Here is a 24,206-nt window from a genome sequence, read left to right as displayed (position 1 = left end):
GCGGTGGTCCGTGTTCAGCAGCGCATCAAGACTCGGCGGCGAACTTGTCGTACGAGGCCGCATCGAGCAGCGCGTCGAGCTGCGCCGGCTCGCTCAGCTTGACCTTGAAGAACCAGCCGCCGGCCAGCGGGTCGCTGTTGGCGAGCGAGGGGTCGGCGCGCAGCGCTTCGTTCACTTCGGTGATCTCGCCCGACACGGGCATGAACACGTCGGCCGCGGCCTTGACCGATTCGACGACGCCGGCGACTTCACCCTGGGCAAAGGTCTTGCCGACTTCGGGCAGATCGACGAACACCACATCGCCCAGCGCGTCCTGCGCGTGCACGGTGATGCCGACGGTGGCCGCGCCGCCTTCGGCCGAGACCCATTCATGGTCCTTGGTGTACTTGATGCTCATGTAAAAAACTCCTCGTGGAAAAAATGATGATCGGGGTGCGTAGCCTAGCCGCGGTAGTAGCGGGTGGGCACAAAAGGCATGGTCGAGACTTCCATCGGTACCGGCTTGCCGCGCACGATGGCCTGGATGCGCGTGCCCGGCTCGGCGAAGGCGGTGGCCACGTAGCCCATGGCGATGCAGCGGTCGGCGGTCGGGCCGAGCAAGCCGCTGGTGACGAGGCCGATGTCCTGGCCTTCGAAGGATTGCAGCACCGTGCCGTCGCGCACCGGAATGCGTTCGAGGGCAACGAGGCCCACGCGCTTGCGCTTCAGCGTGTCGTGATCGGTGTGGCCTGCCGCGCCCACGGTGGATGCGGTGAGCTGCGCCAGGACCTTCGCGGCGCCCGGAAAGCCGCCTGCGCGCGCGCCGCCGGTGCGGCGCACCTTCTGCATCGCCCAGTTGAGCGAGGCCTCGACCGGCGTGGTGGTGGTGTCGATGTCGTTGCCGTACAGGCACAGGCCGGCTTCGAGCCGCAGCGAATTGCGCGCGCCCAGGCCGATGGGCTTGACTTCGGGCTGGGCCAGCAGCAGGCGGGCGAGGGCGTCGGCGCCCTTGGCGGCCACCGAGATCTCGAAGCCGTCCTCGCCGGTGTAGCCGCTGCGGGTGACGAAGGCGGGAATGCCGCCGATCTGCACCGCGCCGCCCGTCATGAACACGAAGCGCTCGACACCGGGCGACAGCCGCGCGAGTGCGGCGGCGGCCTGCGGGCCTTGCAGTGCGAGCAGGGCGTGGTCGGGCAGGGGCTGCACGTCGCAGCGGGCGCCGATCTTCTGCTGGATGTGCGCGATGTCGGCCACCTTGCAGGCCCCATTCACGATCACGAAGATCGAGCCGTGGCCTTCGTTGAAGAACATCAGGTCGTCGAGGATGCCGCCCTCGTCGTTCAGCAGCAGGCCGTAGCGCTGCTTGCCGGCGGGCAGGTCGATCACGTCGACGGGCATCAGGGTTTCGAAGGCGGCTGCCGCATCGGGCCCGACGAGGCGCAGCTGTCCCATGTGGGAAATGTCGAACAGGCCGGCCGCATCGCGCGTGTGCTTGTGCTCGGCCATCAGGCCGGCGGGGTATTGCACGGGCATCGAATAGCCGGCGAAAGGCACCATGCGGGCGCCGAGCTCCAGATGGAGGTCGTACAGCGGCGTCTTGAGAAGAGGGGCGTCGGAGGGAGCGGAAGAAGCAGCCACGGGGCACTCCAAAGGGGCAGTCGAAATCCATGGCTGCAACGCCATGGGCCACCCCTGCTGTCCGCTTTACCTGAGAGATTCGCCCCACGATCGGGGTTTGCTCCTTCGGTGGGCCGTTGCTTGGCAACGGCCTCTCTCCAGCAAGGAAACACCGGTGTCCACCAGTGCCTTGTCAGTCCTTTTGCCTGAGCGTTCGGGAATCCCTGCGCCTTCGGCGGCCCCGGCGTGCGGGGCTCTCTCCTGACCCCGGCAAGTGTAGTGGATCGCGCAGCCCGCAGCCCCGGAATTGCCCTTCACCCTATCGCGACCACAGGCGCCACGCCGCGACGCCGACCGCGATCCACACGGCCACGACAAGCGCGGCGCCATACCGGCTGGTCGGCCTGGCGCCCGACTTCTGCATCCAGTCGTCGGCTTGCCGGCGGCACTCCGCGAGCACCGGCGGCGGAATCATCCGGATCGCAAGCCAGATCAGCCCCGGCAGCAGGAGAACGTCGTCGAGGTAGCCCAGGACCGGGATGAAGTCGGGAATGAGGTCGATCGGGCTGAGCGCGTAGGCGACCACGAACATGCCCAGTGCCTTGGCATACCACGGGGTGGATGCATGCCTGCCGGCGAACCACAGCGTGACGCCGTCGCGCTTGACGCGCCGGGCCCAGGCGCGAAGCCGGTCGGACAGGGGCGGTTTTTCAGGAGCGGAGTTCACCTCGCGATGGTGTCACAGGCTGCGTTCGCGCCCGGGGTGCGCTCTTCAATGAACGATTTCGGCCGGCGGCAGCAGCCGGTCGATGCGCTCGCGCAGCGATTCGGCCCGCTCCACGCCGGCGGTTTTCTCGATCTCGGTCAGCATCAGCGCGGCGATGGTCAGCATCGCCTCGCGGTCGCGCGCCTCGCGCAGTGCGTCGCGCATCTGCAGCGCGAACTTCGGGTCGCGCCGCACGAACATGCGCTCGCAGATGTCGAACAGGAACATGCGCGTGGTGGCCAGCGAGCGCTTGCCGTCGAAGGTATCGGCCGAGGTGGGGAGGCGGATCGGTTCGTTGGCGGGGATCGGCACGGGCTGGGCGGGTGCCGGTGCGTCCGCGGCTTGCGGGCTCTGCAGGTAGCCCCTCTGGATCAGCGCCCGGATCGCCAGCTCGGCTTCATGCCGGTCGGGGAACAGCGCGCTGAAGTCGGTCAGCGAGCGCCGGCCGTCGGCCATCAGCAGCAGGGCGCGCTCGCGCTGGCTGAGCGTGCGCTGTCCGCCCTGGAGTTCGTCGCGCGCCTTGTCGGTCTTGGTGGGAAACATGGCAGCCACAGCTTTGGGGAGTCGAGGGCCGCAGCATCGTTGCAACCGATGACATCTTCATGAACCGTTTGCCTCGCAGGGCCATTGGCTGCCCCGGGGCGGCCCCGCGCGTTCCGCCGCACGCCGGGCGCGCTGCCCGGCGTGGACCGCGCCTCGGCTACCTGGCGTAGACCAGGTCCCGCAGCGCGAGCGAGATCCACGGCACGTAGGTGATCACCATCAGGCAGGCCAGGATCACCAGTACGAAGGGCACCAGGTATTTAATGATCCGGTCGAGCGAGATGCGGGCCACCGTACAGGCCGCGAACAGGTTCACGCCGAAGGGCGGGGTGATCATGCCCAGCGCGAGGTTCACTACCATGATCAGCCCGAAGTGCACCGGGTCGATGCCGAAGTGCACTGCTACCGGCGCCAGGATCGGCGCGAGCACGATGATGGCCGCACTGGTCTCGATGAACATGCCGATGATGAACAGCGCCGCGTTCACGCCCAGCAGGAACATCGCGGGCGACTTCAGCACTTCCTGCAGCCAGTGGCCGATGGCGTCGGGCACGCCTGCGCGCGTGATCAGGAACGCGAACAGTCCCGCGTTGGCGATGATGAACATGATCACCGCCGACGACAGCACCGACTTGCGCAGGATCGCGTACAGGTCCTGCAGCTTGATCTCGCGGTAGATCACTATGCCCACCACCAGCGCGTAGAACACCGCCACCGCCGAGGCCTCGGTCGGCGTGAAGATGCCGCCGTAGATGCCGCCCAAAATGATGACGGGCATCAGCAGCGCCCAGCCGGCCTGCCACAGCGCGCGGCCGAAGGGCATGCGGCCGTCGCCGTCGTTCTTGCCCCAGCCCTTCCACTTGCAGTAGATCCAGACGAACAGCATGAGCGCCAGGCTGATCAGGATGCCGGGGCCGAAGCCCGCGATGAACAGCTCGCCGATGGACACCTCGGCGCTCACGCCGTAGAGAATCATCGGGATCGAGGGCGGGATGATCACGCCCAGCTCGGCGCTGGTGGCCTGCAGCGCCGCCGCGTACGCCGTGGGGTAGCCGTGCTTGATGAGCGCCGGGATCAGGATGGCGCCGATCGCGAAGGTGGTGGCTACCGACGAGCCCGACACCGCCGCGAAGATCATGCAGGTGAGCACGCAGGTCATGGGCAGGCCGCCCTGCACGCCGCCCACGATGCTCTTGGCGAACTCGACCAGCCGGCGCGAGATGCCGCCGGTTTCCATCAGGTTGCCGGCCAGGATGAAGAACGGGATGGCCGCCAGCGGAAACTTGTTGATCGCGTTGAACATCTCCTTGACGGAGATCAGCATGTTGGCGTTGGCCACCTGGATGCCCAGGATCGACGCCAGCCCGATGGACACCGCCACCGAGATCGACAGTGCGAAGCACACCACCATCGTTGCAACCATCACGACACTCATTGCGCGGTCTCCAGTTCGAGCCGCTTGGGATCGAGAAAATTGCCGACGATGCCGAACAGGCAGAACAGCGAGCCGACCGGCAGCGCCAGGTAGGACCACATCATGGAGAGGCTCTCGAGCCCGGCCATCGATTGGACGCGGCCGCGCATCGCATAGTCCCAGCCCCACCAGAGGATGACGAGCATCAGGGCCAGCGCCGCAATGCTCACAACCGCGTCGAGCACGCGGCGCACGCGCGGCGGGCTCCAGCGGTAGAGCACGTCCACGCTCACCATCGCGCCCTGGCGGAACGCCATCGGGATGCCGAGGAACACCATCCAGATGAGGCTCACGCGGATCAGGATCTCGCTCCACTCGGCCGGCTGCTCCAGCACGAAGCGGGTGATGATCTGGAACACGCCCAGGGCGGATGCAATGACCAGCATCACGCAGGCCAGGACCATCGACACGCCGGTGGTCCAGCGCTCGATGCCAAGGAATTTTTCTTTCACTTGTAGTCGCGGATCTTGTCGAGATTCGCCTTGCCGAATTCCTTCTCGAACTGGGCGTTCACCGGTGCCAGCGCGGCGACGAACTTGGCCTTGTCGACGTTGTCGATCACGGTCATGCCCTTGGCGCGCAGGTCGGCCACGCCCTTGGCGTCGTCCTCGTCGACACGCGCGCGGTTGGCCTTGGTGCCTTCCTTGGCGGCGTCGAGGAAGGCCTGCTTGTCGGCGGCGCTGAGCTTGTCGAAGCTCGCCTTGTTCATCAGGAAGATACAGGGCGAGTAGACGTGGCCCGTGAGCGACAGGTGCTTCTGCACCTGGTCGAACTTGGCCGAGATGATGACCGGCAGCGGGTTCTCCTGGCCGTCGACCGTGCCCTGCTGCAGCGCGGTGAACACCTCGGGGAAGGCCATCGGCGTGGTGATGATGCCGAAGCCCTTGTAGGCCGCGATGTGCACCGGGTTCTCCATCGTGCGCATCTTCAGGCCCTTGAGGTCTTCGGGGGCCTTCACGTCGCGCTTGCTGTTGGTCATGTGCCGGAAGCCGTTCTCGGCCCAGGCCAGCGCCTTGAAGCCCTTGGCGTCGAACTTGGTCAGCAGGTCTTGTCCGATGGGGCCGTCGAGCACGGCACGCGCATGGGCCTTGTCGCGGAACAGGAAGGGCACGTCGAGGATCTTGGTCTCGGGCACGAAGTTGGGCACGGGGCCGGTCGAGGAGAAGGCCAGTTCCTGCGTGCCCAGCTGCACCGCCTCGATCGACTCGCGCTCGCCGCCCAGCGAACCGTTGTAGAAGGTCTGCACCTTGTAGCGGCCCCCCGTGCGCTTCTCGACTTCCTTGGCGAAGGTGTCGATGGCCACGCCCTGGTGGGAGTTCTGTGCCGTCGAGATGCTGATCTTCATGGTCGTCTGCGCGAAGGCGACCGAACTCAGGGCGAGCGAAAGGCAAGCGGCGGCGATGGGGCCGAATTTCATGGTGTCTCCGGGGAGTTGAGGTCAGGAGCGCGTCAGGTGCGCTTGGCCCCGACTATGCAACACCAGGGAGTTTCACCGCGTCGGGATTTTCACGGACGTACTCGCGAATGACCGTCTCGAAGTTCTCGTCGCAGTCGAGACCCAGCGTCCTGGCGCGCGCGGTCTCTATGCGACCGGGCCAGGTCTTCACGATGCGCATGATCGCCGGGTCGGGCGTGCGATCGAGCAGGGCGGTGGCGGCCTTGCCGGCCACGCGCTCCAGCGCCGCGGCCATCTCGCCCACGGTGGTGGCCAGCGACGGCAGGTTGAGCGCGGTGCGCGGGCCCCACTGCGCGTCGCTCGCCTCGGCGGCGCGGATGATGCCCTCGATGGTGCGCGCCGGTGACGCGATGGCGACAGGCGTCGAATCGGGCACGGGGCAGGCCGCGCGCAGGCCGGCCAGCGGCTCGCGGATCATGCCGCTGAAGAAGCCCGAGGCCGCGCCGTTGGGTTTGCCCGGGCGTACGCTCACCGTCATGAGCCGCACGCTGCGCCCGCGCACGAAGCCCTTGCGCGTGAAATCGGCCACCAGCTGCTCGCCGATGAATTTCTGGATGCCGTAGCTGGTCTGCGGCGTGGGCAGCGTGTGGTCTTCGATGACCTTCGGCAGCGGCTGCTCGGGCGAATCGCCGAACACCGCGAGCGAGCTGGCGAACACCAGCACTGGCTTCGTGCCAAGCGCACGCACCCGTTCGAGCAACGCGTGCGTGGCTGCGAAATTGCTGCGCATGCCGAGGTCGAAGTCGGCCTCGCACTCGCCGCTCACGGCCGCGGCCAGGTGGAAGACGGCATCGGCTTCACGCCAGACGGTCGCGTCTGCATCGAGCGAGAGTTGCGCGTTGAGGTCGCCCGTCACGGTGGCGATGCGCGCATCGGACGCGAGGTCGACGGGCGCGCCCACGCGGTCGACCAGCGTGATGCGCTCGATCGGCCGGGCCGGTGCGCCGGCCAGCGAGAGGGGGCCTTGCTTCAACAGCGTGCGGGCGAGGCGAGCGCCCAGAAAACCGGCGCCGCCGGTGATGACGATGTGCATGGGTTTTGTCTCCTGTGAGCCGCCAGAATACGCGAGGCTCCGGCAACACGAAGCGCAGCGGAGAGCCGAAATGAAAAAGCCCTCCGAAGAGGGCTCGCCGACGAGGCAAGGAGGCCTTACATGCCCACGTAGTTCGGCCCGCCGCCGCCTTCGGGTGTGACCCACACGATGTTCTGCGTCGGGTCCTTGATGTCGCAGGTCTTGCAGTGCACGCAGTTCTGCGCATTGATTTGCAGGCGCTGCTTGCCGTCCTCGGTGCCCACGAACTCGTACACGCCGGCCGGGCAGTAGCGGCTTTCGGGGCCGGCGAACTTGGCGAGGTTGATGTTGACCGGCACCGTCGCGTCCTTCAGCGTCAGGTGGGCCGGCTGCTGCTCTTCATGGTTGGTGTTGCTGATGAACACGCTGGAGAGGCGGTCGAAGGTGAGCTTGCCGTCCGGCTTCGGATAGACGATGGGCTTGCACTCCGAAGCGGGCTTCAGGTAGAGGTGGTCGGGCTTGTTGCGGTGCAGTGTCCATGGAATGTGGCCCTTGAGCAGCCACTGCTCGATGCCGTTCATGAAGGTCGCGATACCCAGGCCCTTCTTGAACCAGGCCTTGAAGTTGCGCGCCTTGTTCAGCTCGGTGTAGAGCCAGCTCTTCTCGAACGCGGCCGGGTAGGCCGTGAGTTCGTCGTGCTGGCGGCCGGCCTGCACCGCCTCGAAGGCGGCTTCGGCGCACAGCATGCCGGTCTTGATGGCCGCATGGCTGCCCTTGATGCGGCTCACGTTGAGGTAGCCGGCCTCGCAGCCGACCAGCGCGCCGCCCGGGAACACCGTCTTGGGCAGCGACATCAGGCCGCCGGCCGTGATGGCGCGCGCGCCGTAGCCGATGCGCTTGGCCGGCTTGATGCCCTGGGCCTCGTCGCCTTCGAGGTACCAGCGGATGTTGGGGTGCAGCTTCCAGCGCTGCATTTCCTCGAACGGGCTCAGGTAGGGGTTGCTGTAGTCCAGGCCGGTGATGAAGCCCATCGTGACCTTGTTGTCCTCCATGTGATAGAGGAAGGCGCCGCCATAGGTGTCGCTCTTCATGGGCCAGCCGGCCGTGTGCAGCACGAAGCCGGGCTGGTGGCGCTTGGGGTCGATCTCCCACACTTCCTTCACGCCGAGGCCGTAGGTCTGCGGGTCCTTGCCGGCGTCGAGCTTGTACTTCGCGATGAGCTGGCGGCCCAGGTGGCCGCGCGCGCCTTCGGCGAACACGGTGTACTTGCCCAGCAGCTCCATGCCGAGCTGGAAGTTCTCGGTGGGCTCGCCATCCTTGCCGACGCCCATGTTGCCGGTGGCCACGCCGCGCACCGAACCGTCTTCGTTGTAGAGCACTTCCGCCGCGGGGAAGCCCGGGAAGATTTCGACGCCCATGTTCTCGGCCTGCTGCGCCAGCCACTTGGTGAAGGCGCCGAGGCTGATGATGTAGTTGCCGTGGTTCTGGAAGCAGGCCGGCAGGAACAGGTTGGGGGTGCGCAGGCCCGACTTCTCGCCGAGGAACACCATCGCGTCGTCGGTCACGGGCTGGTTGAGCGGCGCGCCGAGTTCCTCCCAGTCGGGCAGCAGCTCGTTGAGCGCGCGCGGGTCCATGATGGCGCCAGAGAGGATGTGCGCGCCGGGCTCCGAGCCCTTTTCGAGCACCACGACCGAGATCTCCTTCTCGTGCTGCGCGGCCAACTGCTTGAGCCGGATCGCGGTCGAGAGGCCGGCCGGGCCGCCGCCGACCACGACCACGTCGTATTCCATGGCTTCGCGAGGGCCGAACTGGGCGAGGATTTCGTCGTGGGTCATGTGGGTTGGGTCGATAATGATTTTTCGAGGCGCGGGGCATTTTATGCGGCGTCCACGGGCGGTCCGTGTCACTCGCGGACGGGCCTGTTTCGTCACCTGCGCGACTCCACAGGATCCAGTCCATGGCTTACAGCATCGATCTTTCCGGCCGCGTGGCCTTCGTCACCGGCGCCTCCAGCGGGCTCGGCGCGCAGTTCTCGAAAACCCTGGCGCGCGCCGGTGCCGCCGTGGTGCTGGCCAGCCGCCGCGTCGAGAAGCTCAAGGAGCTGCGCGCCCGCATCGAAGGCGAGGGCGGCGACGCCCATGTGGTCGAGCTCGACGTGACCGACATCGGCAGCATCAAGGCCGCGGTCGCGCGTGCGGAGACCGAGGTCGGCCCCATCGACATCCTGGTCAACAACTCGGGCGTGAGCACCACGCAGCGCCTGCAGGACGTGACGCCCGACGACTACGACTACATCTTCGACACCAACGTGAAGGGCTCCTTCTTCGTCGCGCAGGAAGTCGGCAAGCGCATGCTGGCGCGCGCCACGGGCACGGCACCGGGCACCTACATCGGCGGGCGGATCATCAACATCGCCTCGTCGGCGGCGCTCAAGGTCATGCCGCAGATCGGCACGTATTGCATGAGCAAGGCCGCGGTGGTGCAGATGACCAAGGCCATGGCGCTCGAGTGGGGCCGCTTCGGCATCAACGTGAACGCGCTGTGCCCGGGCTACATCGCGACCGAACTCAACGAGGAGCACTGGACCACCGAGGCAGGCGCCAGGCTGGTCAGCATGCTGCCGCGCAAGCGCGTGGGCAAGCCCGAGGACCTGGACGGCCTGATCGTGCTGCTGGCCAGCGGCGAGAGCCATTTCGTGAACGGTGCCGTCATTGCGGCCGACGACGGGTTCGCGCTCTGAGTCCGCGGGCCTGGACCGGCATTGCCGCCGGCCTGGGCGCGGGTGCGCTCTGGGGGCTGGTGTTCGTAGCGCCGCGCATGGTGGGCCAATTCGGCATGGTCGACATCACCGCCGCGCGCTTTCTCGTGTTCGGCGCGGTCTCGGGGCTTGCGGTGTTCGCGCGGCCGGCCGCCGTGCGCTGGCCAAACGGTCGGCAGGCGCTCGCGGCGCTGGGGCTCAGCGTGCTGGGCTTCAGCGGCTACTACCTGCTGCTCGCCTTCGGCATCGCGGCAGCCGGCACCGAGGTGCCGAGCCTCGTCATCGGCACGATCCCTGTCTGGATGATGCTGCTGGGCCGGCCCGCGGGCCTGCACATGCGGGCCTTGCTGCCCGGGCTGTTGCTCACGGGCGCGGGCATGGCACTCATGATCTGGGGCGCCTGGTCGGCGCACGGCGGCGCGGGCAGTGGTGCTGGCGCGCGCTTCGGCGGGGGCATTGCGCTGGCGCTGTGCTCGATGGTGAGCTGGACGGTCTACGGCTTGCTCAACGCCGCCTGGCTGCAGCGGCACCGCGAGGTGCACGCGGCCGACTGGGCCAACTGGCTCGGCATTGCCACCGGCCTCGGGGCCTTGCTGCTGTGGGCGGCGGCGGGCAGCGATGCCGCCACGCTGCGGTCGCAGCCCGACGGCATGCTGTTCATCTGGATCGCACTGGCGAGCGGTTTCGGTTCGTCGTGGCTCGCGACCATCCTGTGGAACGTCGCGAGCCAGCGGCTGTCTGCGAGCCTGTGCGGCCAGCTGATCGTCAGCGAGACGCTGTTCGCATTGCTCTATTCCTTCCTCTGGGACGGCCGCTGGCCGCTGGCCACCGAATGGCTGGCTGCCTTGCTGTTCGTCCTGGGCATCCTCGCATCCATCAAGGCTCACCGATGAGAATCGAAATCCCCGAAAAGAAGAAGCTCGTGTACGAAATGTCGATCCCCATCCGCTGGGGCGACATGGACGCCATGGGCCACCTGAACAACGGCACCTACTTTCGCTATCTCGAAACCGCGCGCATCGACTGGATCCGCTCGATCGGTGTCGAGCCCGCGCCGGGCGGCGAGGGCATGGTGATCGTCAATGCCTTCTGCAACTTCTACCGGCAGATCGAATACCCGGGCAACGTGCGGATCAAGATGTACGTGAGCGACCCGGGGCGCACCACCTTCGAAAGCTGGGCCACCATGGTCCGCGAAGACGCGCCCGACGTGATCTGCGCGGCCGGCGGCGCAACCACCATCTGGGTCGATTTCCCGAAGCAGAAGGCGCTGGCGCTGCCCGACTGGCTGCGCACGCTGGTGAGCGACTGAGCAGGAGCCGCTGACGCAGCTCAGGCCGGCTGCAGCACGATGCGAGCCTCGAAGCCATGCGCCGCGGCCGCCGGCGGCGACGAGAGTTCGAGCCTCGCGCCGTGCTTCTCGACGATGGTGCCCACGATCGAGATGCCCAGGCCGTAGCCGGCGCGGTCGGAGCTATGGCGCACATGGCGCTCGCGCAGGGTTTCGAGCTGCGCGGGGTTCACGCCGGGGCCGAAGTCGCGCACGGCAAGGGTGCAGGGCGCCGTCACCTCGACGACGACGCGGCCACCCCCGTAGCGCAGCGCGTTCTCCACTAGGTTGCGCAGTGCGATCGCGAGTGCGTCGAAGTCGCCGAGGGCCAGGGGCGTGGCGCTGTCGGGCACCTTGAGCACGAGGCGCTCGGTGTTGCGCGGGTCTTGCCAGAAGTCCTGTGCCACGGCGCCGGCGAGCTGCACCAGGTCGACCCGCGTGCGTGTGAGCGAGGCGCCCGATTCCGCGCGCGACAGCTGCAGCAGCTTCTCGGTGCGGTGGCTGAGGGTGCGCAGCGCATCGAGCGCGGCCTGCACGTCGTTGCGCTGCAGGTCGTGTTCGAGCGCGGTCTGCAGCCGCAGGCGCGCGGCGGCAAGCGGTGTTCGCAGTTCGTGCGCGGCGTTGGCCGCCAGCGCGCGCTCCACGTCGAGCGAGTGCGACAGGCGCTCCAGCAGCCGGTTGACGTGGTCGCCGACGGTGCGCAGCTCCCTCGGCAGGCCGGGCAGGGCGATCGGGCTCAGGTCGGCGCCGCTGCGTTTCTCGATCTCACCGGCCAGCTCCTGCAGCGCCCGCAGCTCGGCACGCGCCACGTTGCGCAACACCAGCGCGAGCAGCGGCAGCACCGCGACGAGCGGAATGATCAGGCCGAAGAGCGTGCGGTTCAGGGCATGGCGGCGTTCGTCGAGCGGGTCCGCCACCTGGAAGAACAGGCCCAGCGTCGGATGGCGCACGGTGTAGATGCGCCAGCTCGGGTTGTTCGCGAAGCCGGCGGCCAGCGGCACATCGAAGGTGTCCGCGGGCGCTTCGGCGGAGCGCAGCAGTACGTGTTCGTGCAGGTCGACGATCTGGTAGATCACCGCGTCCTCGGAGAACAGCTGCTTGGGCGCGATCAGCGGTTCGCGCGGCGGCTCCTGTCTGGGGTGCTGCAGCTTTTCCAGTTCCTGTACGGCCATCGCGAACATGCGGTGCGAAACTTCGACCATTTCGTTGTCGAAGTTGTGGTTGATCTCGCGGTCCACATACCAGACCACGGCGAACACGCACAGCAGCCACACGCCGCCGACCCAGAGGATCAGCGTGCGGGTCAGCCGGCCCGCGAGCGTGTCGCGGCCGGCCACGAGCTTGTTCAGGCTCATTCGTCGTCGTCCGCCGAGAACGACAGGCGATAGCCGAGGCCGCGCAGCGTCTGGATGTGGTTGCGCCCCAGCTTGCGGCGCAGGCGGCTGATGAAGACCTCGAGCGTGTTGCTGTCGGCCTCGTCGCCGAAGCCGTAGAGCGCATCGGCAAGGTTCTCGCGCGTGTGGATGCGCTCGGGTCGCGTGGCCATGACACGCAGCAGCGCCCATTCCTTCTGCGTCAGCGTGATCGGCGAGCCGTCCTTGCGCACCATGTCGTGCGCCAGGTCGATCTCCAGCGTGCCGAGCTGCAGCACCGGCGAGCTGCTCGCGCTGCGGCGGCGCTCGACCGCGCGCAGGCGCGCCAGCAGCTCGGCGGGGTCGTAGGGCTTGATGAGGTAGTCGTCGGCGCCGGCATCCAGGCCGCGGATGCGGTCGGTCACCTGGTCGCGTGCCGTCAGCACGATGACGATGGGGCGCTCGGGCAGGGCGCGCACCTGCGGCAGCAGCGAGAGGCCGTCGCCGTCGCCCAGGTGAAGGTCGAGCAGCACGGCCGCGTATTGCACCGAAAGCAGGGCGCCGCGGGCGTCGGCCAGGCTCGAAGCCACGTCGACCACGAAGGCCTTGGCCAGCAGGTAGCTGCAGACGGCATCTGCCAACGCAGTGTCATCTTCGACCAGCAATATGCGCACGCCATGTCCTTCCAACAAAAAATGGAGTCTAGCGCTGCCCGGTTGCACGGGGCCTGCCAGTCAGGTTCGGTTCATCTTGCTTCAGGCTGGGTTCATTCCGCGAACGTAGGCTCGCGTCTGTTTTTCAGTCCCGCCTTCGTTCATGACACGTTTCCCGCTATTTCGCCTGGGGGTCTTGACCCTTTTTGCACTGGTTGCACTGATGGCATGGGACGCGACGGGGGCAGACCTGGCGCTGGCGCGCATGGCAGGTTCGCACGCGGGTTTTCCCTTGCGCGACAACCCTTTCATGGTTCACGTGATGCATGAGGGCGCCCGGAACCTGAGCTGGGCGCTCGTGATCGCATCGTTCGCCGCAATCCGGTGGCCGTTCGGCTTCCTGCGCCGCCTGAGCACCGGGGGCCGCGTCCAGCTGGCGCTCACGGTGCTGGCCTCGGTGATCGCCGTCAGCGTGCTCAAGCATGCCAGCCAGACCAGCTGCCCGTGGGACCTGCAGGAGTTCGGCGGCGTTGCACGGTATGTGTCGCACTGGTCGTGGGGCGTCAACGATGGCGGACCGGGCGGGTGTTTTCCTGCCGGCCATGCGTCTGCGGCCTTTGCCTACGTGGGCGGGTACTTCGTGCTGCGCCGGGTGTCGTCCCGTGCGGCGGCGATCTGGCTGGGGGTGTCCGTGGTTGCGGGGTTCGTGCTGGGCGCGTCGCAGCAACTGCGCGGCGCCCATTACATGAGCCACACCCTCTGGACCGCGTGGGTCTGCTGGGTGGTGGGCTTCGTCATCGAGGCGGCGGTGACTCGCTTCAAATCGCGCACGCTGAAGCCGGCGATGCCCGCACATGCAGGATCTTGATTTCGCACTGTTCAGGCTGATCAACGCGGACCCTTCGGTGCCTGCGTGGAGCCTGCGTGTCGCCGAGTTCTCCTCCAACCTGCTGCCGGCCCTGCTGACGCTCGCCATCGGGGTCTGCGCGCTGTTCAGCCGGCGCTGGCGCCATGCGCTGTTCACGGTGCTGGTGAGCGTGCTGGCCGTGTGGTTGATCGTGAACATGATCCGCACGCTGATGCCGGTTCCCCGGCCTGCGTTCTATGGCCTTGGCATCCAGTGGGTGCCCCAGGGCGTGCGGCCCGGTTTTCCGAGCCTGCATGCGGCCGGAACCTTTGCCGCCGCCTTTTCGCTCTGGTGCCTGCCTTCCCGCGCAGCCATGCTGGCGGCGCTGCTGGTGGCTGTTGTGGTGGCATGGAGCCGGGTGTTCCTGGGCCTGCATTTCCCCTCCGATGTCGTCGTGGCGGCGGTGCTGGGCGCGATGGTGTCGGTCGTTGTGGAACGCGGCGTCAGCCGGCCGCTGGGCCTGGCCGCTTCCGGCGCGCTCGTGGCGCGCAGGCGCGCGAAGATGCGACTGCGCCGGGCCAGCCTGAACACCGACTGAAGGGGCAATTCAGGCTCGCTTCAGGCGGACTCGCTACATTCGCCGCATGTCTGTTTCGCGAATCGAGCCCGCACCCCTGCAGCGGGCGAGCACTTCTGACCCCAAAACGCCGCACTCACCCGCCTCCGGTACGTCGTGGGAGCGCTTCAACCTGTGGTTGAAGCAGCCGCGTTCGGCCGCCGTGCTCGTTCTTTGGCTCAGCCTCTACCTCGTATTGACCACCAACTGGCCGCTGTGGAACGAGCTGGCCCGTATCGGCGGTGCGCCGAGCACCTACATGTCCACCATCGTGGCCATGAGCCTGCTCACGCTGTGCGGCTCGGCGGCCATGCTGGCGCTGACCGCCTGGTCGCGCTGGATGAAGCCGCTGTGGCTCGCCGTGGTCGTGCTGGCCGCGGTGGTCCAGCACTACATGCTCCAGTACCGCGTGGTGATGGACCCGACCATGATCGCCAACGCGCTGCAGACCGATCCGAACGAGGCGCGCGATCTGCTGAGCTGGCGCATGGCCTTCAACGTCGGCGTGGTGGTCCTGCCCGCGGCCTGGCTGCTGTGGCGGGTGCGCGTCACGCCGATGCGCTTTCTGTCGAAGCTCTGGCGCAACGCCGCGCTGCTGCTGCTGTCGGTGCTCGTCGCGCTGGGCGCGGCGGTGTCCATGAACCGCGAGCTGGCGCCGCTGATGCGCAACAACGTTCATCTGCGCTACATGATGAACCCCATCGCGACGCTCTATTCCACGGGCTCGCTGTTCATCAAGCCGCTGTTCAAGCGCAGCGGCAAGCTGATTCCGATCACCGCCGGCACGGCGCTGGGCGCCAGCTATGCGGCCCAGACCAAGCCACCGCTGTTCGTGGTGGTGGTGGGCGAGACGGCTCGCGCCGACCACTTCGCCTTGAATGGCTATGCGCGCGACACCACGCCCGAACTCGCCAGGCGCGGTGTGCTGAGTTACCGCGAGGTGCATTCCTGCGGCACCAACACGCTGGCCTCCGTGCCGTGCATGTTCTCGCCGCTGGGCAAGGAAGGCTACGAATCGCGCAAGGACGACTACGAGACACTGGTTGACGTGCTGCAGGCTGCGGGCCTGGCCGTTTTCTGGCTGGACAACCAGGCCGGCTGCAAGGGTGTGTGTGTCCGCGTGCCGAACGCCTCGGCCTTCGAAGGCCTCGATGCCGCCACCAAGAAGGCGCTGTGCGACGGCGACGAATGCCTCGACGACGTGATGCTCAAGGGCCTCGACGAGCGCATTGCCGCGCTGCCGGCCGAGCGCCGCGCCAAGGGGGTCGTGCTGGTGATGCACCAGATGGGCAGCCACGGCCCGGCCTACTACAAGCGCTCGGCGCCCGACGTGAAGCGCTTCCTGCCCGAGTGCAAGACCAATGCGCTGGCCGAGTGCGGCCACGCCGAGCTCATGAACGTGTACGACAACTCGATCGTGCAGACCGACCGCTTCCTAGGCCAGACCATCGACTGGCTCAAGGCCCAATCGAAGCAGTACGACCCGGCGATGCTGTACGTGAGCGACCACGGCGAGTCGCTCGGCGAATACGGCCTGTTCCTGCACGGCGTGCCGTACAGCTTCGCGCCCGAGGCGCAGAAGCACGTGCCGATGGTCACGTGGTTCAGCGAAGGCATGAGTCAACGGCGCAAGCTTTCGCGTTCGTGCATGGAGGCGGGGCTCGACACGCCGCTCACCCACGACAACCTGTACCACACGGTGCTGGGCGTGATGGACGTCGCCACGCCTACCTACAAGCCGGCGCTGGATGCACTGGCTTCTTGTCGCGGCAAGGGCTGAGCTTCTATCGGAGCTTGCCTGCGGTTGATGGCCCAGGGGCATTCGCGCAGAGGAGTACCCGGTGCCCTGTGCACACGCCCTGAACGGACCCCGCATCAAATCAGGCTCACTTCTTCTCGCGCGGCAGCCGCCCCATCAGGAAGAACTCGTTGTTCGGCTGCATGCCGCTGAAGCTCGCCAGCCGGTTGCTCAGGCCGAAGAAGGCGGTGATGGCCGCGATATCCCAGATGTCCTCGTCGTCGAAGCCGTGCGCGTGCAGCGGCGGGAAGTCGCTGTCGTCGATCTCGTGCGAGCGCTCGCAGACCTTCATCGCAAAGTCGAGCATGGCGCGCTGGCGCGGCGTGATGTCGGCCTTGCGGTAGTTCACCGCCACCTGGTCGGCCACCAGCGGCTTCTTCTCGTAGATGCGCAGCAGCGCGCCGTGCGCCACCACGCAGTACAGGCACTTGTTGGCCGCGCTGGTGGTGGTGACGATCATCTCGCGGTCGCCCTTGGTGAGCGAGCCTTCCTCCTTGAGCATGAGCGCGTCGTGGTACGCGAAGAAGGCGCGCCATTCGGCGGGGCGGCGCGCGAGACCGAGGAACACGTTCGGCACGAAGCCGGCCTTTTCCTGCACCGCGAGGATCGCGGTGCGGATGTCTTCGGGCAGGTCTTTCAGTTCGGCGAGGGGATAGCGCTCTGCGGCCATGTTGTCTCCGGTGCGGGTTGCTTTGATGGAGCCATCATAGGCAAGCCGCACCGCAGACGTGGAACCGCTCCTTCTCCTACTTGAGTGCCTTGCCCTGCGTCGCACCCAGCGGCGTGTGCAATTGCGACGGCACCCACTCGCCGGTGTTGTCGTTGCGCCCCTGCAGCAGATAGCGCGTGTCGGCCTTGCCGTAGTTCTGCACCGCCATCGCCGAGAACTTGCCGATGTCGGTCTTCGGGTCGCGCAGGCGGTTCACGATCAGCACCTTCTTCGTGTCGGCGAAGTCGGCCATCATGTTCTGGTCGCCTTCGCTGTCGCCGGCCACGAAGCTCGGGCCGTAGCCGTACTTGGCGACGAGGAAGCGCTGGATGTTCTTCGTCTTGCCCGGGCCCTGCGTCTGGTCGTAGCCGCGGCGGAACTCGGGCTGGATCACGCCATTGGCATCGCGCTCCAGTTCCATCGCGAGCACGCGCTCGGGCGGGTTGTTGTAGCCGAAGGCGGGGTTCGACGAGATTTCCTTGATGACATCGACGAACGACGCCGAGCACACCCACACGTCGAAGCCCGCGTTGCGGAAGGCGGCGTACAGCGCCTGTATCTCGGGTTGCAGCCGCAGGCCGTTCTTCCAGCTCACCGACACCACGCCGGCGCGGCCCGGCAGGGCTGCGGGCGACGTCCACTTGACCTTGACGATCGGCTCCTTCAGCTGCCATGCCACCGTGTCGGCCGTGAGCTTGCGCACCTGCGCCTCGGTCATGCCGGCGAAGAGGTAGGTCACCCACGGGTAGGCCGTGTCGTGGTCAAAGGTGTCGCCGATGGCTTCGTAGAGATAGCGCACCTTGGTGGTGAACGCGATGTAGTGCGGGTTCAGCTTCACGGCCGCCAGCGGCTGGCTGCCCTTGAGGCCGGCATAGTTCTGATAGAGCCAGGTGTAGCTGGCCACGATGTCGGGCACCACCAGGTCGATGTTGACCGACCCGCCGGCCGCGTTGTTGAACGGCGGGAGGAAGTCTTTCTTCGGAATGTTCTTGCGCAATGCCACCTCGAGCTGCGCGGGCGTGGCGCCGAACACCAGGTTCTCGAGCTGGTAGATCAGCGAGGCTTCCTCGATGTCGAGGAAGACGCTGGTGTTGTCCCAGTCGAAGACGACGTAGGGCGGCCTGGCGGCGTTGTAGCCGGGGCTGTCCTTGCCGAGGCCGGCGATCAGGCCTTCGATCTGCGCGCGGTTGAAGGCGTCCCAGTGGCCGGGCGACAAGCCCTTGGCGGGCGAGAGGCTGGCGCAGCCGGTGGCGACGAGCGCGGTGGCGAGGGGGGTAAGGAGAATGAGGCGGCGTTGCATGCGTTCCCTGTTGTTGTGCGGTGTGGATGGGAAGCACCAAGCGTATGCGGCGCTGGTGACACTTCCGCGTCGACTTACGCATCAGCCGTGCCAGCCCACCGCATGAGCTCACGCTTGCCTCCTGCCGCCTCGACGCTCGCCGCGGCCCGCCGATCTCCACGCCAGCTTCGACACGCCGGGAATTGGAAGGCGTCTAGCCGGGCAGCCCCGGCCTCACCGCACCGGGTTGCTTCAGCACTGCGAGATCGCTCTCGTCCTTGAGCCCGACGCCGGTCAGCCCGCGGCGCAGGGATTCGCGCATCAGCCATGCCAGCTTGAACGCGGCGGTTTCATAGGACAGGCCTTCGGGCCGCACATTGGAGATGCAGTTGCGCTCGGCATCGTGCCGGCCGCGCTTGGGCGAATGCGTGAGGTAGATGCCGAGGCTGTCGGGCGAGCTCAGGCCGGGGCGCTCGCCGATCAGCATGACCGAGAGCGCCGCGCCGAACAGCTCGCCCACCTCGTCGGCCAGCGCCACGCGTGCCTGCGTGGCGATGACCACCGGGGCGAAGCTGGTGTCGGGCGGCAGGTGCGAGCGCAATGCGGCCAGCAGCGGCGCCGCATGGCGGGCGACGGCGAGCGAGGAGAGCCCGTCGCCGATCACGACGCAGACATCGCAGCCGTAGCGGCCGTCGACGAGCAGGCGCGTGGCGTCGTCCTCGTCGAGCTGCCGGCCGAGGTCGGGGCGGCGCAGGTATTCGGTGCGGTCCGCTGCACGGCTGCGTGCGCGCGCCACCTCCCAGTGCTGCGATCGCAAGGCGGCTTCGAGCGCATCGACGTCGAGCGCGGCATGGATGGCATCGCGTGCCATCGCATGTGCCCAGCCAAAGCGCAGCGTCTCGTCGGTCGGCATGCCTGCGCCGGCGCGGCCCAGCGCCAGCCGCGCGGGCGTGGCCGAGCGCCATTGCGCCCAGGGGTTGGGTGTGACCGGTGAATCGCTCATGACGCGAGCGCGGACAGCCCGCTCATGTCGGCCAGCAGCCGGTTGGCAGCAGGCGGCGCCAGTTGCCCGGCCGCGTTGGTGATCTGCATGCGCTGCAGCCAGGCCTCGAATTCGGGCGCGCGCTTCAGGCCCAGCGTTTCGCGCAGGAAGAGCGCGTCGTGGAAGGAGGTGCTCTGGTAGTTGAGCATCACGTCGTCCGCGCCCGGGATGCCCATGATGAAGTTGATGCCCGCCGTGCCCAGCAGCACGAGCAGCGTGTCCATGTCGTCCTGGTCGGCCTCGGCGTGGTTGGTGTAGCAGATGTCGCAGCCGATGGGCAGGCCCAGCAGTTTGCCGCAGAAGTGGTCCTCGAGCCCGGCGCGGATGATCTGCTTGCCGTCGTACAGGTACTCCGGCCCGATGAAGCCGACTACCGTGTTGATGAGGAAGGGCTTGTAGCGCCGCGCCAGCGCATAGGCGCGCGCCTCGCAGGTCTGCTGGTCGACACCGAAGTTGGCATTGGCCGAGAGCGCGCTGCCCTGGCCGGTCTCGAAGTACATGACGTTGTCGCCGATGGTGCCGCGCTTGAGCGACAGCGCCGCGGCATAGGCCTCGTCGAGCAACTCGGGCGTCACGCCGAACGAGAGGTTGGCCTTCTCGGTGCCCGCGATCGACTGGAACACCAGGTCCACCGGCGCGCCAGCCTCGGCAAGCTTGAGCGTGTTGGTCACGTGCGTGAGCACGCAGCTTTGCGTGGGAATCTCGAAGCGCTGGATCACCTCGTCGAGCATGCGAAGCAACTGGCCCAGCACGGGCATGCTGTCGGAAGCGGGGTTGAGGCCGATCACCGCATCGCCCGCGCCGTAGAGCAGCCCGTCGAGCGTGGAGGCCGCCACGCCGCGCAGGTCGTCGGTCGGGTGGTTGGGCTGCAGCCGCACAGCCAAGTGGCCGGGCAGCCCGATGGTGTCGCGAAAGCGCGTGACCACGCTGCATTTCTTCGCGACCGATACCAGGTCCTGGTTGCGCATGAGCTTGGACACGGCCGCGACCATCTCGGGCGTGAGGCCCGGTGCCAGCGCGGTGAGCGTGGCGGTGGTGGCCGCTTCGGACAGCAGCCAGTTGCGCAAGTCGCCGACCGTGAGATGCGCGACCGGCGCGAACGCCTGCGCGTCGTGGCCGTCGATGATGAGGCGCGTGATGTTGTCGCTCTCGTATGGAATCAATGCTTCGGTCAGGAACTGCCTGAGCGGCGTCTCGGCCAGCACGTGGCGCGCGGCCATGCGCTGCTGCGCGGTGGCCGCGCCGATGCCCGCGAGGTAGTCGCCCGAACGCGCCGGGCTCGCGAAGGCCATGACCTGCCGCAAGTCGTCGAAGGCGAAGACATGGCTGTCGATGGTGGTGCGGTACAGCATCTGTCAGGCGGCGGTCTTCGAGGAAGACAGCATCTCGTCGGGCGCGGCCGCCTTGCGCTGCGCCGAGGTCAGCAGGAAGTAGCCGTACGCCGCTGCCATCAGCACGATGAACAGCAGCGTGAGCATGCCGTTGAACCACACCATTGCGCCCAGGCACACGACGCCGAGCCCAAGCGCAATGGCCGGGAACACGGGATAGAAGGGCGCGCGGTAGGTGCGCAGCAGGTTGGGCTCGGTGCGGCGCAGCTTGAACAGCGCTGCCATCGAGATCAGGTACATCACGATGGCGCCGAGCACGGCCATGGTCACGATGTTAGCGGTGAGCGTCTGGCCGCCGAACTGCACCCACTCGTCGCTGAAGATCGCGACCACGCCGATCACGCCGCCGGCCAGCAGCGCGCGGTGCGGCGTGTCGAAGCGCGGGCTCAGCCCGGCGAAGTAGCGCGGCAGGTACCCCGCGCGCGCCAGCGCGAAGATCTGGCGCGAGTAGCCCATGATGATTCCGTGGAACGAGGCGATCAGCCCGAACAGCCCGATCCACACCAGCATGTGCAGCCAGCCGCTGTTGTCGCCCACCACCGCCTTCATGGCCTGTGGCAGCGGATCGTTGATGTTGGCGAGCTTGCGCCAGTCGCCCACGCCGCCCGCGAAGATCATCACGCCGAAGGCCAGCACCACCAGCGTGACGATGCCCGTGGTGTACGCGATGGGAATGGTGCGGTGCGGATCGCGCGCCTCCTCGGCCGCCATGGCCGCGCCCTCGATGGCGAGGAAGAACCAGATCGCGAACGGAATGGAGGCGAAGATGCCCGAGATGGCCGCGCCGTTGAGCACGCTGCCGCCGGCCCAGCCGTTGGCCACGAAGTTGGCCATGGTCCAGCCCGGCGTGACCACGCCCATGAACACCAGCAGCTCGACGATGGCCAGGATGGTGACGAACAGCTCGAAGGCCGCCGCGATGCCCACGCCGATCCAGTTGAGCCCGATGAAGATCACGTACGCGCCCAGCGCGAACCACTTCGGGTTGATGCCCGGGAACTGCACGTTGAGATACGCACCGATGGCCAGCGCGATGGCCGGCGGCGCGAAGACGAATTCGATCAGCGTGGCAAAGCCCGCGACGAAACCACCGTTCGGACCGAAGGCGCGCCGCGCATAGGCGAAGGGCCCGCCCGCATGCGGAATGGCGGTGGAGAGCTCGGTGAAGCTGAAGATGAAGGTGGTGTACATCGTGGCCACCAGCACCGTGGCGACGAGGAAGCCGAGTGTGCCGGCCGTGTTCCAGCCGTAGCTCCAACCAAAGTACTCACCCGAGATGACGAGGCCCACCGCGATGCCCCAGAGCTGGACGGGACCGAGCACTTTCTTGAGATGACCGGTGCCTGAATGGGCGGGCGTCGTGCCCGTGCTGGCGGCTGCGGTGGAGTTCATGCGGCTTCCTCTCTTCGTGGATGTTGACAGTGCACATTCCGCAAAGCAAGGGCTGTTCCAACACGCGCATCGGTCCCGAATATCCCCTTACAGGCCTGGCCGGCCGCTGGCCATAATCGACGACTTTCAACCTCCGAGGTCTTTCGTGAAGTCTCTTCTCTGCGCCGCAATCGTGTCCGTTCTCGCCGCTCCCGCCGCCTTTGCGCAATCCGCGCCGGTGACCACGCCCAGCGGCCTGGTCTACCAGTCGCTCAAGGAAGGCACCGGTGCCTCGCCTGCCGCGACCGACACGGTCAAGGTGCACTACCGCGGCACCTTCCCCGATACCGGCAAGGAATTCGACAGCTCCTACAAGCGCGGTGAGCCCACCGAGTTCCCGCTCAACGGCGTGATCCCGTGCTGGACCGAAGGCGTGCAGAAGATGAAGCCGGGTGGCAAGGCCAAGCTGACCTGCCCGCCGTCGATTGCCTACGGTTCGCGCGGCGCGGGCGGCGTGATTCCGCCGAACGCCACGCTCAATTTCGAAGTGGAACTGGTGTCGGTTACCAAGCGCTGATTTCAGGCTGCAGCCCCGCCCGCAGTCAGACTCCCGGCTGGTACTGATACAGCCAGGTTTCCGTAAGCGTCTTGTCCCCCGTCTTCAGGTAGAGCCGCATGTCGACCGGCTCGTTGCCTTCGGGCGTGAAGTCGAACTGCGCGCGCCAGTGGCCCGGCACGCCGTTGGGCACGGCCTCGGCGAAGATGTACGAGAACTTGCCGCGCGCCGCCGTCAGCACCACCTCGGGCTTCACGCCGAAGGGCACGGTGGTCAACGGTTGGCCGACGAACTCGACCATGAACTTGCGCACGCCCTGCGGTCGCGGCTGGCCCGGCTGTCCGCCGCGGCCGATGCGCGTGGCCACGCAGCGCGCGAGCGGCGACGGAAACGGCTCCTGGTCAGTCCAGTGCAGCCGGTACTGCAGGCTGTAGCTCGCGCCCGCCTTGGCATCGGCCTTCGGCACCCAGAAGGCGACGACGTTGTCGTGGATCTCGTCGTCGGTCGGAATCTCGATGAGCTGTACCGAGCCTTCGCCCCAGTCGCCCAGTGGCTCGATCCACAGGCTCGGGCGCTTCTCGTAGCCCACGCCGTCCTGGTAGTGGTCGAACGCGCGGTCGCGCTGCAGCAGGCCGAAGCCACGCGGCCTGGTGTCCGCGAACGCGGATGCGCGCGTCTGCGTCGGGTTGTTGAGCGGGCGCCAGATGCGCTCGCCCGCGCCGTTCCAGATCGCGAGGCCGTCGGAGTCGTGCACCTCGGGGCGCCAGTCGATGGCCGTGGGCTTGATGGTTTCCGAGTACCAGTACATCGACGTGAGCGGCACCAGGCCCAGGCGCGACACGTCGCGGCGCAGGAACATGCGCGCGTCGATGTCCATGATCACGGCCTTGGTGCGCTGCATGACGAACTTGAACACGCCCGTCACGCTCGGTCCTTCGAGCAGCGCGTAGACCGTCATCGAGGTGGTGTTGTTCGCGGCCGGCGTCTCGAAGTAGAAGCGCGTGAAGCTCGGGAATTCCTCGGGCTTGTCGGGCACCGCCACGTCGAGCGCAATGCCGCGCGCCGACAGCCCGTACTGGTAGAGCTCGCCGATGGCGCGGAAGTACGAGGCGCCGAGGAACGCGACCCAGTCGTTCTTCTGCCAGTCGAGCTTGGCCTGGTCGCCCAGCCGGCTCTCCTGCAGGCGAAAGCCCGCGAAGCCCGCGCCCGGCGGCAGCGCGCGCGCGGGGCTGTCGGGCGGCATTGAGAAGTAGGTGGGGCTGTAGAGCACCTCGCGGGCGAACGCATCGCCGTCGGTGTTCTCGAGCACGTGCATGCGCACCGGCGTCTGGAAGAAGCGGCCGAGGTGGAAGAAGGTGACCGGGAACGCGCCGGGCCCGTCGCGGAACAGGGCGTTGGCGACGTCGAACTTGATCTTGCCGTGCGCGTCGTAGTCGATGCGATCGAGCACCTCGGGGGCCAGCGGCGCCGCGGCCGCATAGGGCCTTGCGGCGAGCGACTTCGCTTGTGCGACCAGCGCGTCGAAGGAGAAGGGAGCGGGCTGGCTCAGTTGCAGTCCGTTGGCGGCAAGCGCCTCTTCGGGCAGTCCGAGGGCGGCGAGTGCGGCAGCGGCTCCGCCGGCGGCAAGGAAGGATCGGCGATCAAGCATGTGGTTCTT

At 67.3% G+C, this 24,206-nt stretch carries 24 protein-coding genes and 2 riboswitches; of the genes, 7 read left to right on the top strand and 17 right to left on the bottom strand.

Annotated features, from left to right (window positions below; all coding sequences use genetic code 11):
• Nucleotides 1–25 precede the first annotated feature (25 nt).
• The 9 genes from gcvH to ACCD11_RS02735 form a co-directional block, all read right to left on the bottom strand.
• Complete coding sequence (gcvH, locus tag ACCD11_RS02775; RefSeq protein ID WP_007834443.1) at nt 26–397, bottom strand: glycine cleavage system protein GcvH; 372 nt, start codon at nt 395–397, stop codon at nt 26–28.
• A gap of 44 nt (nt 398–441) precedes the next feature.
• Nucleotides 442–1,617: a glycine cleavage system aminomethyltransferase GcvT gene (gcvT, locus tag ACCD11_RS02770; RefSeq protein WP_413312216.1), complete on the bottom strand. Its 1,176-nt coding sequence runs from the start codon at nt 1,615–1,617 to the stop codon at nt 442–444.
• Nucleotides 1,618–1,664: 47 nt separating this feature from the next.
• A riboswitch (glycine riboswitch) is annotated at nt 1,665–1,768 on the bottom strand.
• A 12-nt stretch (nt 1,769–1,780) separates the two neighbouring features.
• Nucleotides 1,781–1,870, bottom strand: a riboswitch (glycine riboswitch).
• 45 nt (nt 1,871–1,915) lie between these two features.
• On the bottom strand, nt 1,916–2,323 hold the full coding sequence (locus ACCD11_RS02765; protein WP_413312214.1) for a YkvA family protein: 408 nt from the start codon (nt 2,321–2,323) through the stop codon (nt 1,916–1,918).
• Between the two features lie 45 nt (nt 2,324–2,368).
• Nucleotides 2,369–2,905, bottom strand: coding sequence for a hypothetical protein (locus ACCD11_RS02760; RefSeq protein ID WP_007834449.1), 537 nt, complete (start codon nt 2,903–2,905; stop codon nt 2,369–2,371).
• Nucleotides 2,906–3,062: 157 nt separating this feature from the next.
• Nucleotides 3,063–4,340, bottom strand: a complete 1,278-nt coding sequence (locus ACCD11_RS02755) for a TRAP transporter large permease (protein WP_413312212.1) — start codon at nt 4,338–4,340, stop codon at nt 3,063–3,065.
• On the bottom strand, nt 4,337–4,831 hold the full coding sequence (locus ACCD11_RS02750; protein ID WP_056522364.1) for a TRAP transporter small permease: 495 nt from the start codon (nt 4,829–4,831) through the stop codon (nt 4,337–4,339). The genes ACCD11_RS02755 and ACCD11_RS02750 overlap by 4 nt, the downstream gene beginning before the upstream one ends.
• The gene (locus ACCD11_RS02745) at nt 4,828–5,796 is read right to left on the bottom strand and encodes a TRAP transporter substrate-binding protein (RefSeq protein WP_056522366.1); all 969 of its coding nucleotides are present in this window, start codon (nt 5,794–5,796) and stop codon (nt 4,828–4,830) included. Before ACCD11_RS02745 ends, ACCD11_RS02750 begins: the two co-directional genes overlap by 4 nt.
• A gap of 52 nt (nt 5,797–5,848) precedes the next feature.
• Nucleotides 5,849–6,868 carry a D-erythronate dehydrogenase gene (gene denD / locus ACCD11_RS02740; RefSeq protein ID WP_413312209.1) on the bottom strand — a complete coding sequence of 340 codons (1,020 nt, stop codon included), beginning with the start codon at nt 6,866–6,868 and terminating at the stop codon, nt 5,849–5,851.
• A 116-nt stretch (nt 6,869–6,984) separates the two neighbouring features.
• A complete protein-coding gene (locus tag ACCD11_RS02735) occupies nt 6,985–8,682 on the bottom strand; it encodes an electron transfer flavoprotein-ubiquinone oxidoreductase (RefSeq protein WP_007834459.1) in 1,698 nt (565 codons plus the stop codon).
• Nucleotides 8,683–8,804: 122 nt separating this feature from the next.
• Here ACCD11_RS02735 and ACCD11_RS02730 point away from each other — a divergent pair, with 122 nt between their 5' ends.
• Genes ACCD11_RS02730 through ACCD11_RS02720 form a run of 3 tightly spaced genes read left to right on the top strand, consistent with a single transcriptional unit; the run spans nt 8,805 to nt 10,917 of the window.
• Complete coding sequence (locus ACCD11_RS02730; RefSeq protein WP_007834461.1) at nt 8,805–9,587, top strand: SDR family oxidoreductase; 783 nt, start codon at nt 8,805–8,807, stop codon at nt 9,585–9,587.
• 20 nt (nt 9,588–9,607) lie between these two features.
• Nucleotides 9,608–10,498, top strand: a complete 891-nt coding sequence (locus tag ACCD11_RS02725; RefSeq protein ID WP_413312224.1) for a DMT family transporter — start codon at nt 9,608–9,610, stop codon at nt 10,496–10,498.
• Nucleotides 10,495–10,917, top strand: coding sequence for an acyl-CoA thioesterase (locus tag ACCD11_RS02720; RefSeq protein WP_413312207.1), 423 nt, complete (start codon nt 10,495–10,497; stop codon nt 10,915–10,917). Before ACCD11_RS02725 ends, ACCD11_RS02720 begins: the two co-directional genes overlap by 4 nt.
• A gap of 20 nt (nt 10,918–10,937) precedes the next feature.
• On the opposite strand, the gene ACCD11_RS02715 is transcribed toward ACCD11_RS02720, so the two are convergent.
• Both ACCD11_RS02715 and ACCD11_RS02710 read right to left on the bottom strand, forming a co-directional pair.
• Entirely contained in the window at nt 10,938–12,290 is a 1,353-nt protein-coding gene (locus tag ACCD11_RS02715) for a sensor histidine kinase (RefSeq protein ID WP_007834467.1), read from the bottom strand.
• On the bottom strand, nt 12,287–12,961 hold the full coding sequence (locus tag ACCD11_RS02710; RefSeq protein ID WP_007834469.1) for a response regulator transcription factor: 675 nt from the start codon (nt 12,959–12,961) through the stop codon (nt 12,287–12,289). Before ACCD11_RS02710 ends, ACCD11_RS02715 begins: the two co-directional genes overlap by 4 nt.
• A 142-nt stretch (nt 12,962–13,103) precedes the next feature.
• Here ACCD11_RS02710 and ACCD11_RS02705 point away from each other — a divergent pair, with 142 nt between their 5' ends.
• From ACCD11_RS02705 to ACCD11_RS02695, 3 genes are read left to right on the top strand one after another with little or no spacing between them, the layout of a single operon-like run.
• Nucleotides 13,104–13,808: a phosphatase PAP2 family protein gene (locus ACCD11_RS02705; RefSeq protein ID WP_413312205.1), complete on the top strand. Its 705-nt coding sequence runs from the start codon at nt 13,104–13,106 to the stop codon at nt 13,806–13,808.
• Nucleotides 13,795–14,385 (top strand): phosphatase PAP2 family protein, encoded by a 591-nt coding sequence (locus ACCD11_RS02700; RefSeq protein WP_413312203.1) that lies wholly within the window; start codon nt 13,795–13,797, stop codon nt 14,383–14,385. Before ACCD11_RS02705 ends, ACCD11_RS02700 begins: the two co-directional genes overlap by 14 nt.
• A 46-nt stretch (nt 14,386–14,431) precedes the next feature.
• Nucleotides 14,432–16,183 carry a phosphoethanolamine transferase gene (locus ACCD11_RS02695; RefSeq protein ID WP_413312201.1) on the top strand — a complete coding sequence of 584 codons (1,752 nt, stop codon included), beginning with the start codon at nt 14,432–14,434 and terminating at the stop codon, nt 16,181–16,183.
• 106 nt (nt 16,184–16,289) lie between these two features.
• Here ACCD11_RS02695 and ACCD11_RS02690 read toward each other — a convergent pair whose 3' ends face one another.
• The 5 genes from ACCD11_RS02690 to eat all read right to left on the bottom strand — a co-directional run bounded on the left by ACCD11_RS02690 (nt 16,290) and on the right by eat (nt 22,014).
• Nucleotides 16,290–16,871, bottom strand: a complete 582-nt coding sequence (locus tag ACCD11_RS02690; RefSeq protein WP_413312200.1) for a peroxidase-related enzyme — start codon at nt 16,869–16,871, stop codon at nt 16,290–16,292.
• A 76-nt stretch (nt 16,872–16,947) separates the two neighbouring features.
• Complete coding sequence (locus ACCD11_RS02685) at nt 16,948–18,210, bottom strand: haloacid dehalogenase-like hydrolase (protein WP_413312199.1); 1,263 nt, start codon at nt 18,208–18,210, stop codon at nt 16,948–16,950.
• A 193-nt stretch (nt 18,211–18,403) separates the two neighbouring features.
• Nucleotides 18,404–19,192 (bottom strand): ethanolamine ammonia-lyase subunit EutC, encoded by a 789-nt coding sequence (eutC, locus tag ACCD11_RS02680; RefSeq protein WP_413312197.1) that lies wholly within the window; start codon nt 19,190–19,192, stop codon nt 18,404–18,406.
• On the bottom strand, nt 19,189–20,583 hold the full coding sequence (locus ACCD11_RS02675) for an ethanolamine ammonia-lyase subunit EutB (protein WP_007834491.1): 1,395 nt from the start codon (nt 20,581–20,583) through the stop codon (nt 19,189–19,191). Before ACCD11_RS02675 ends, eutC begins: the two co-directional genes overlap by 4 nt.
• A 3-nt stretch (nt 20,584–20,586) precedes the next feature.
• Nucleotides 20,587–22,014, bottom strand: a complete 1,428-nt coding sequence (gene eat / locus ACCD11_RS02670; RefSeq protein ID WP_413312196.1) for an ethanolamine permease — start codon at nt 22,012–22,014, stop codon at nt 20,587–20,589.
• A gap of 145 nt (nt 22,015–22,159) precedes the next feature.
• Between eat and ACCD11_RS02665 the strand changes: the two genes are divergently transcribed.
• Nucleotides 22,160–22,570 (top strand): FKBP-type peptidyl-prolyl cis-trans isomerase, encoded by a 411-nt coding sequence (locus ACCD11_RS02665; protein WP_413312194.1) that lies wholly within the window; start codon nt 22,160–22,162, stop codon nt 22,568–22,570.
• A gap of 25 nt (nt 22,571–22,595) precedes the next feature.
• Here the strand turns inward: ACCD11_RS02665 and ACCD11_RS02660 are convergent, their stop codons facing one another.
• Complete coding sequence (locus ACCD11_RS02660; RefSeq protein ID WP_413312193.1) at nt 22,596–24,197, bottom strand: glucan biosynthesis protein; 1,602 nt, start codon at nt 24,195–24,197, stop codon at nt 22,596–22,598.
• Nucleotides 24,198–24,206 lie beyond the last annotated feature (9 nt).

The sequence above is a fragment of the Variovorax sp. Varisp36 genome (assembly GCF_047304235.1).
In the GTDB taxonomy this organism is placed as follows: domain Bacteria; phylum Pseudomonadota; class Gammaproteobacteria; order Burkholderiales; family Burkholderiaceae_C; genus Variovorax.
This window is presented reverse-complemented; position numbering and strand designations above follow the sequence as displayed.

Excerpts from the sequence above, each read along its gene's own strand:
- gcvH (WP_007834443.1), bottom strand. The coding sequence starts at position 397 with ATGAGCATCAAGTACACCAAGGACCATGAATGGGTCTCGGCCGAAGGC.
- ACCD11_RS02760 (WP_007834449.1), bottom strand. The coding sequence starts at position 2,905 with ATGTTTCCCACCAAGACCGACAAGGCGCGCGACGAACTCCAGGGCGGA.
- ACCD11_RS02755 (WP_413312212.1), bottom strand. The coding sequence starts at position 4,340 with ATGAGTGTCGTGATGGTTGCAACGATGGTGGTGTGCTTCGCACTGTCG.
- ACCD11_RS02745 (WP_056522366.1), bottom strand. The coding sequence starts at position 5,796 with ATGAAATTCGGCCCCATCGCCGCCGCTTGCCTTTCGCTCGCCCTGAGT.
- denD (WP_413312209.1), bottom strand. The coding sequence starts at position 6,868 with ATGCACATCGTCATCACCGGCGGCGCCGGTTTTCTGGGCGCTCGCCTC.
- ACCD11_RS02735 (WP_007834459.1), bottom strand. The coding sequence starts at position 8,682 with ATGACCCACGACGAAATCCTCGCCCAGTTCGGCCCTCGCGAAGCCATG.
- ACCD11_RS02730 (WP_007834461.1), top strand. The coding sequence starts at position 8,805 with ATGGCTTACAGCATCGATCTTTCCGGCCGCGTGGCCTTCGTCACCGGC.
- ACCD11_RS02720 (WP_413312207.1), top strand. The coding sequence starts at position 10,495 with ATGAGAATCGAAATCCCCGAAAAGAAGAAGCTCGTGTACGAAATGTCG.
- ACCD11_RS02715 (WP_007834467.1), bottom strand. The coding sequence starts at position 12,290 with ATGAGCCTGAACAAGCTCGTGGCCGGCCGCGACACGCTCGCGGGCCGG.
- ACCD11_RS02705 (WP_413312205.1), top strand. The coding sequence starts at position 13,104 with ATGACACGTTTCCCGCTATTTCGCCTGGGGGTCTTGACCCTTTTTGCA.
- ACCD11_RS02700 (WP_413312203.1), top strand. The coding sequence starts at position 13,795 with ATGCAGGATCTTGATTTCGCACTGTTCAGGCTGATCAACGCGGACCCT.
- ACCD11_RS02695 (WP_413312201.1), top strand. The coding sequence starts at position 14,432 with ATGTCTGTTTCGCGAATCGAGCCCGCACCCCTGCAGCGGGCGAGCACT.
- ACCD11_RS02690 (WP_413312200.1), bottom strand. The coding sequence starts at position 16,871 with ATGGCCGCAGAGCGCTATCCCCTCGCCGAACTGAAAGACCTGCCCGAA.
- ACCD11_RS02685 (WP_413312199.1), bottom strand. The coding sequence starts at position 18,210 with ATGCAACGCCGCCTCATTCTCCTTACCCCCCTCGCCACCGCGCTCGTC.
- eutC (WP_413312197.1), bottom strand. The coding sequence starts at position 19,192 with ATGAGCGATTCACCGGTCACACCCAACCCCTGGGCGCAATGGCGCTCG.
- ACCD11_RS02675 (WP_007834491.1), bottom strand. The coding sequence starts at position 20,583 with ATGCTGTACCGCACCACCATCGACAGCCATGTCTTCGCCTTCGACGAC.
- eat (WP_413312196.1), bottom strand. The coding sequence starts at position 22,014 with ATGAACTCCACCGCAGCCGCCAGCACGGGCACGACGCCCGCCCATTCA.
- ACCD11_RS02660 (WP_413312193.1), bottom strand. The coding sequence starts at position 24,197 with ATGCTTGATCGCCGATCCTTCCTTGCCGCCGGCGGAGCCGCTGCCGCA.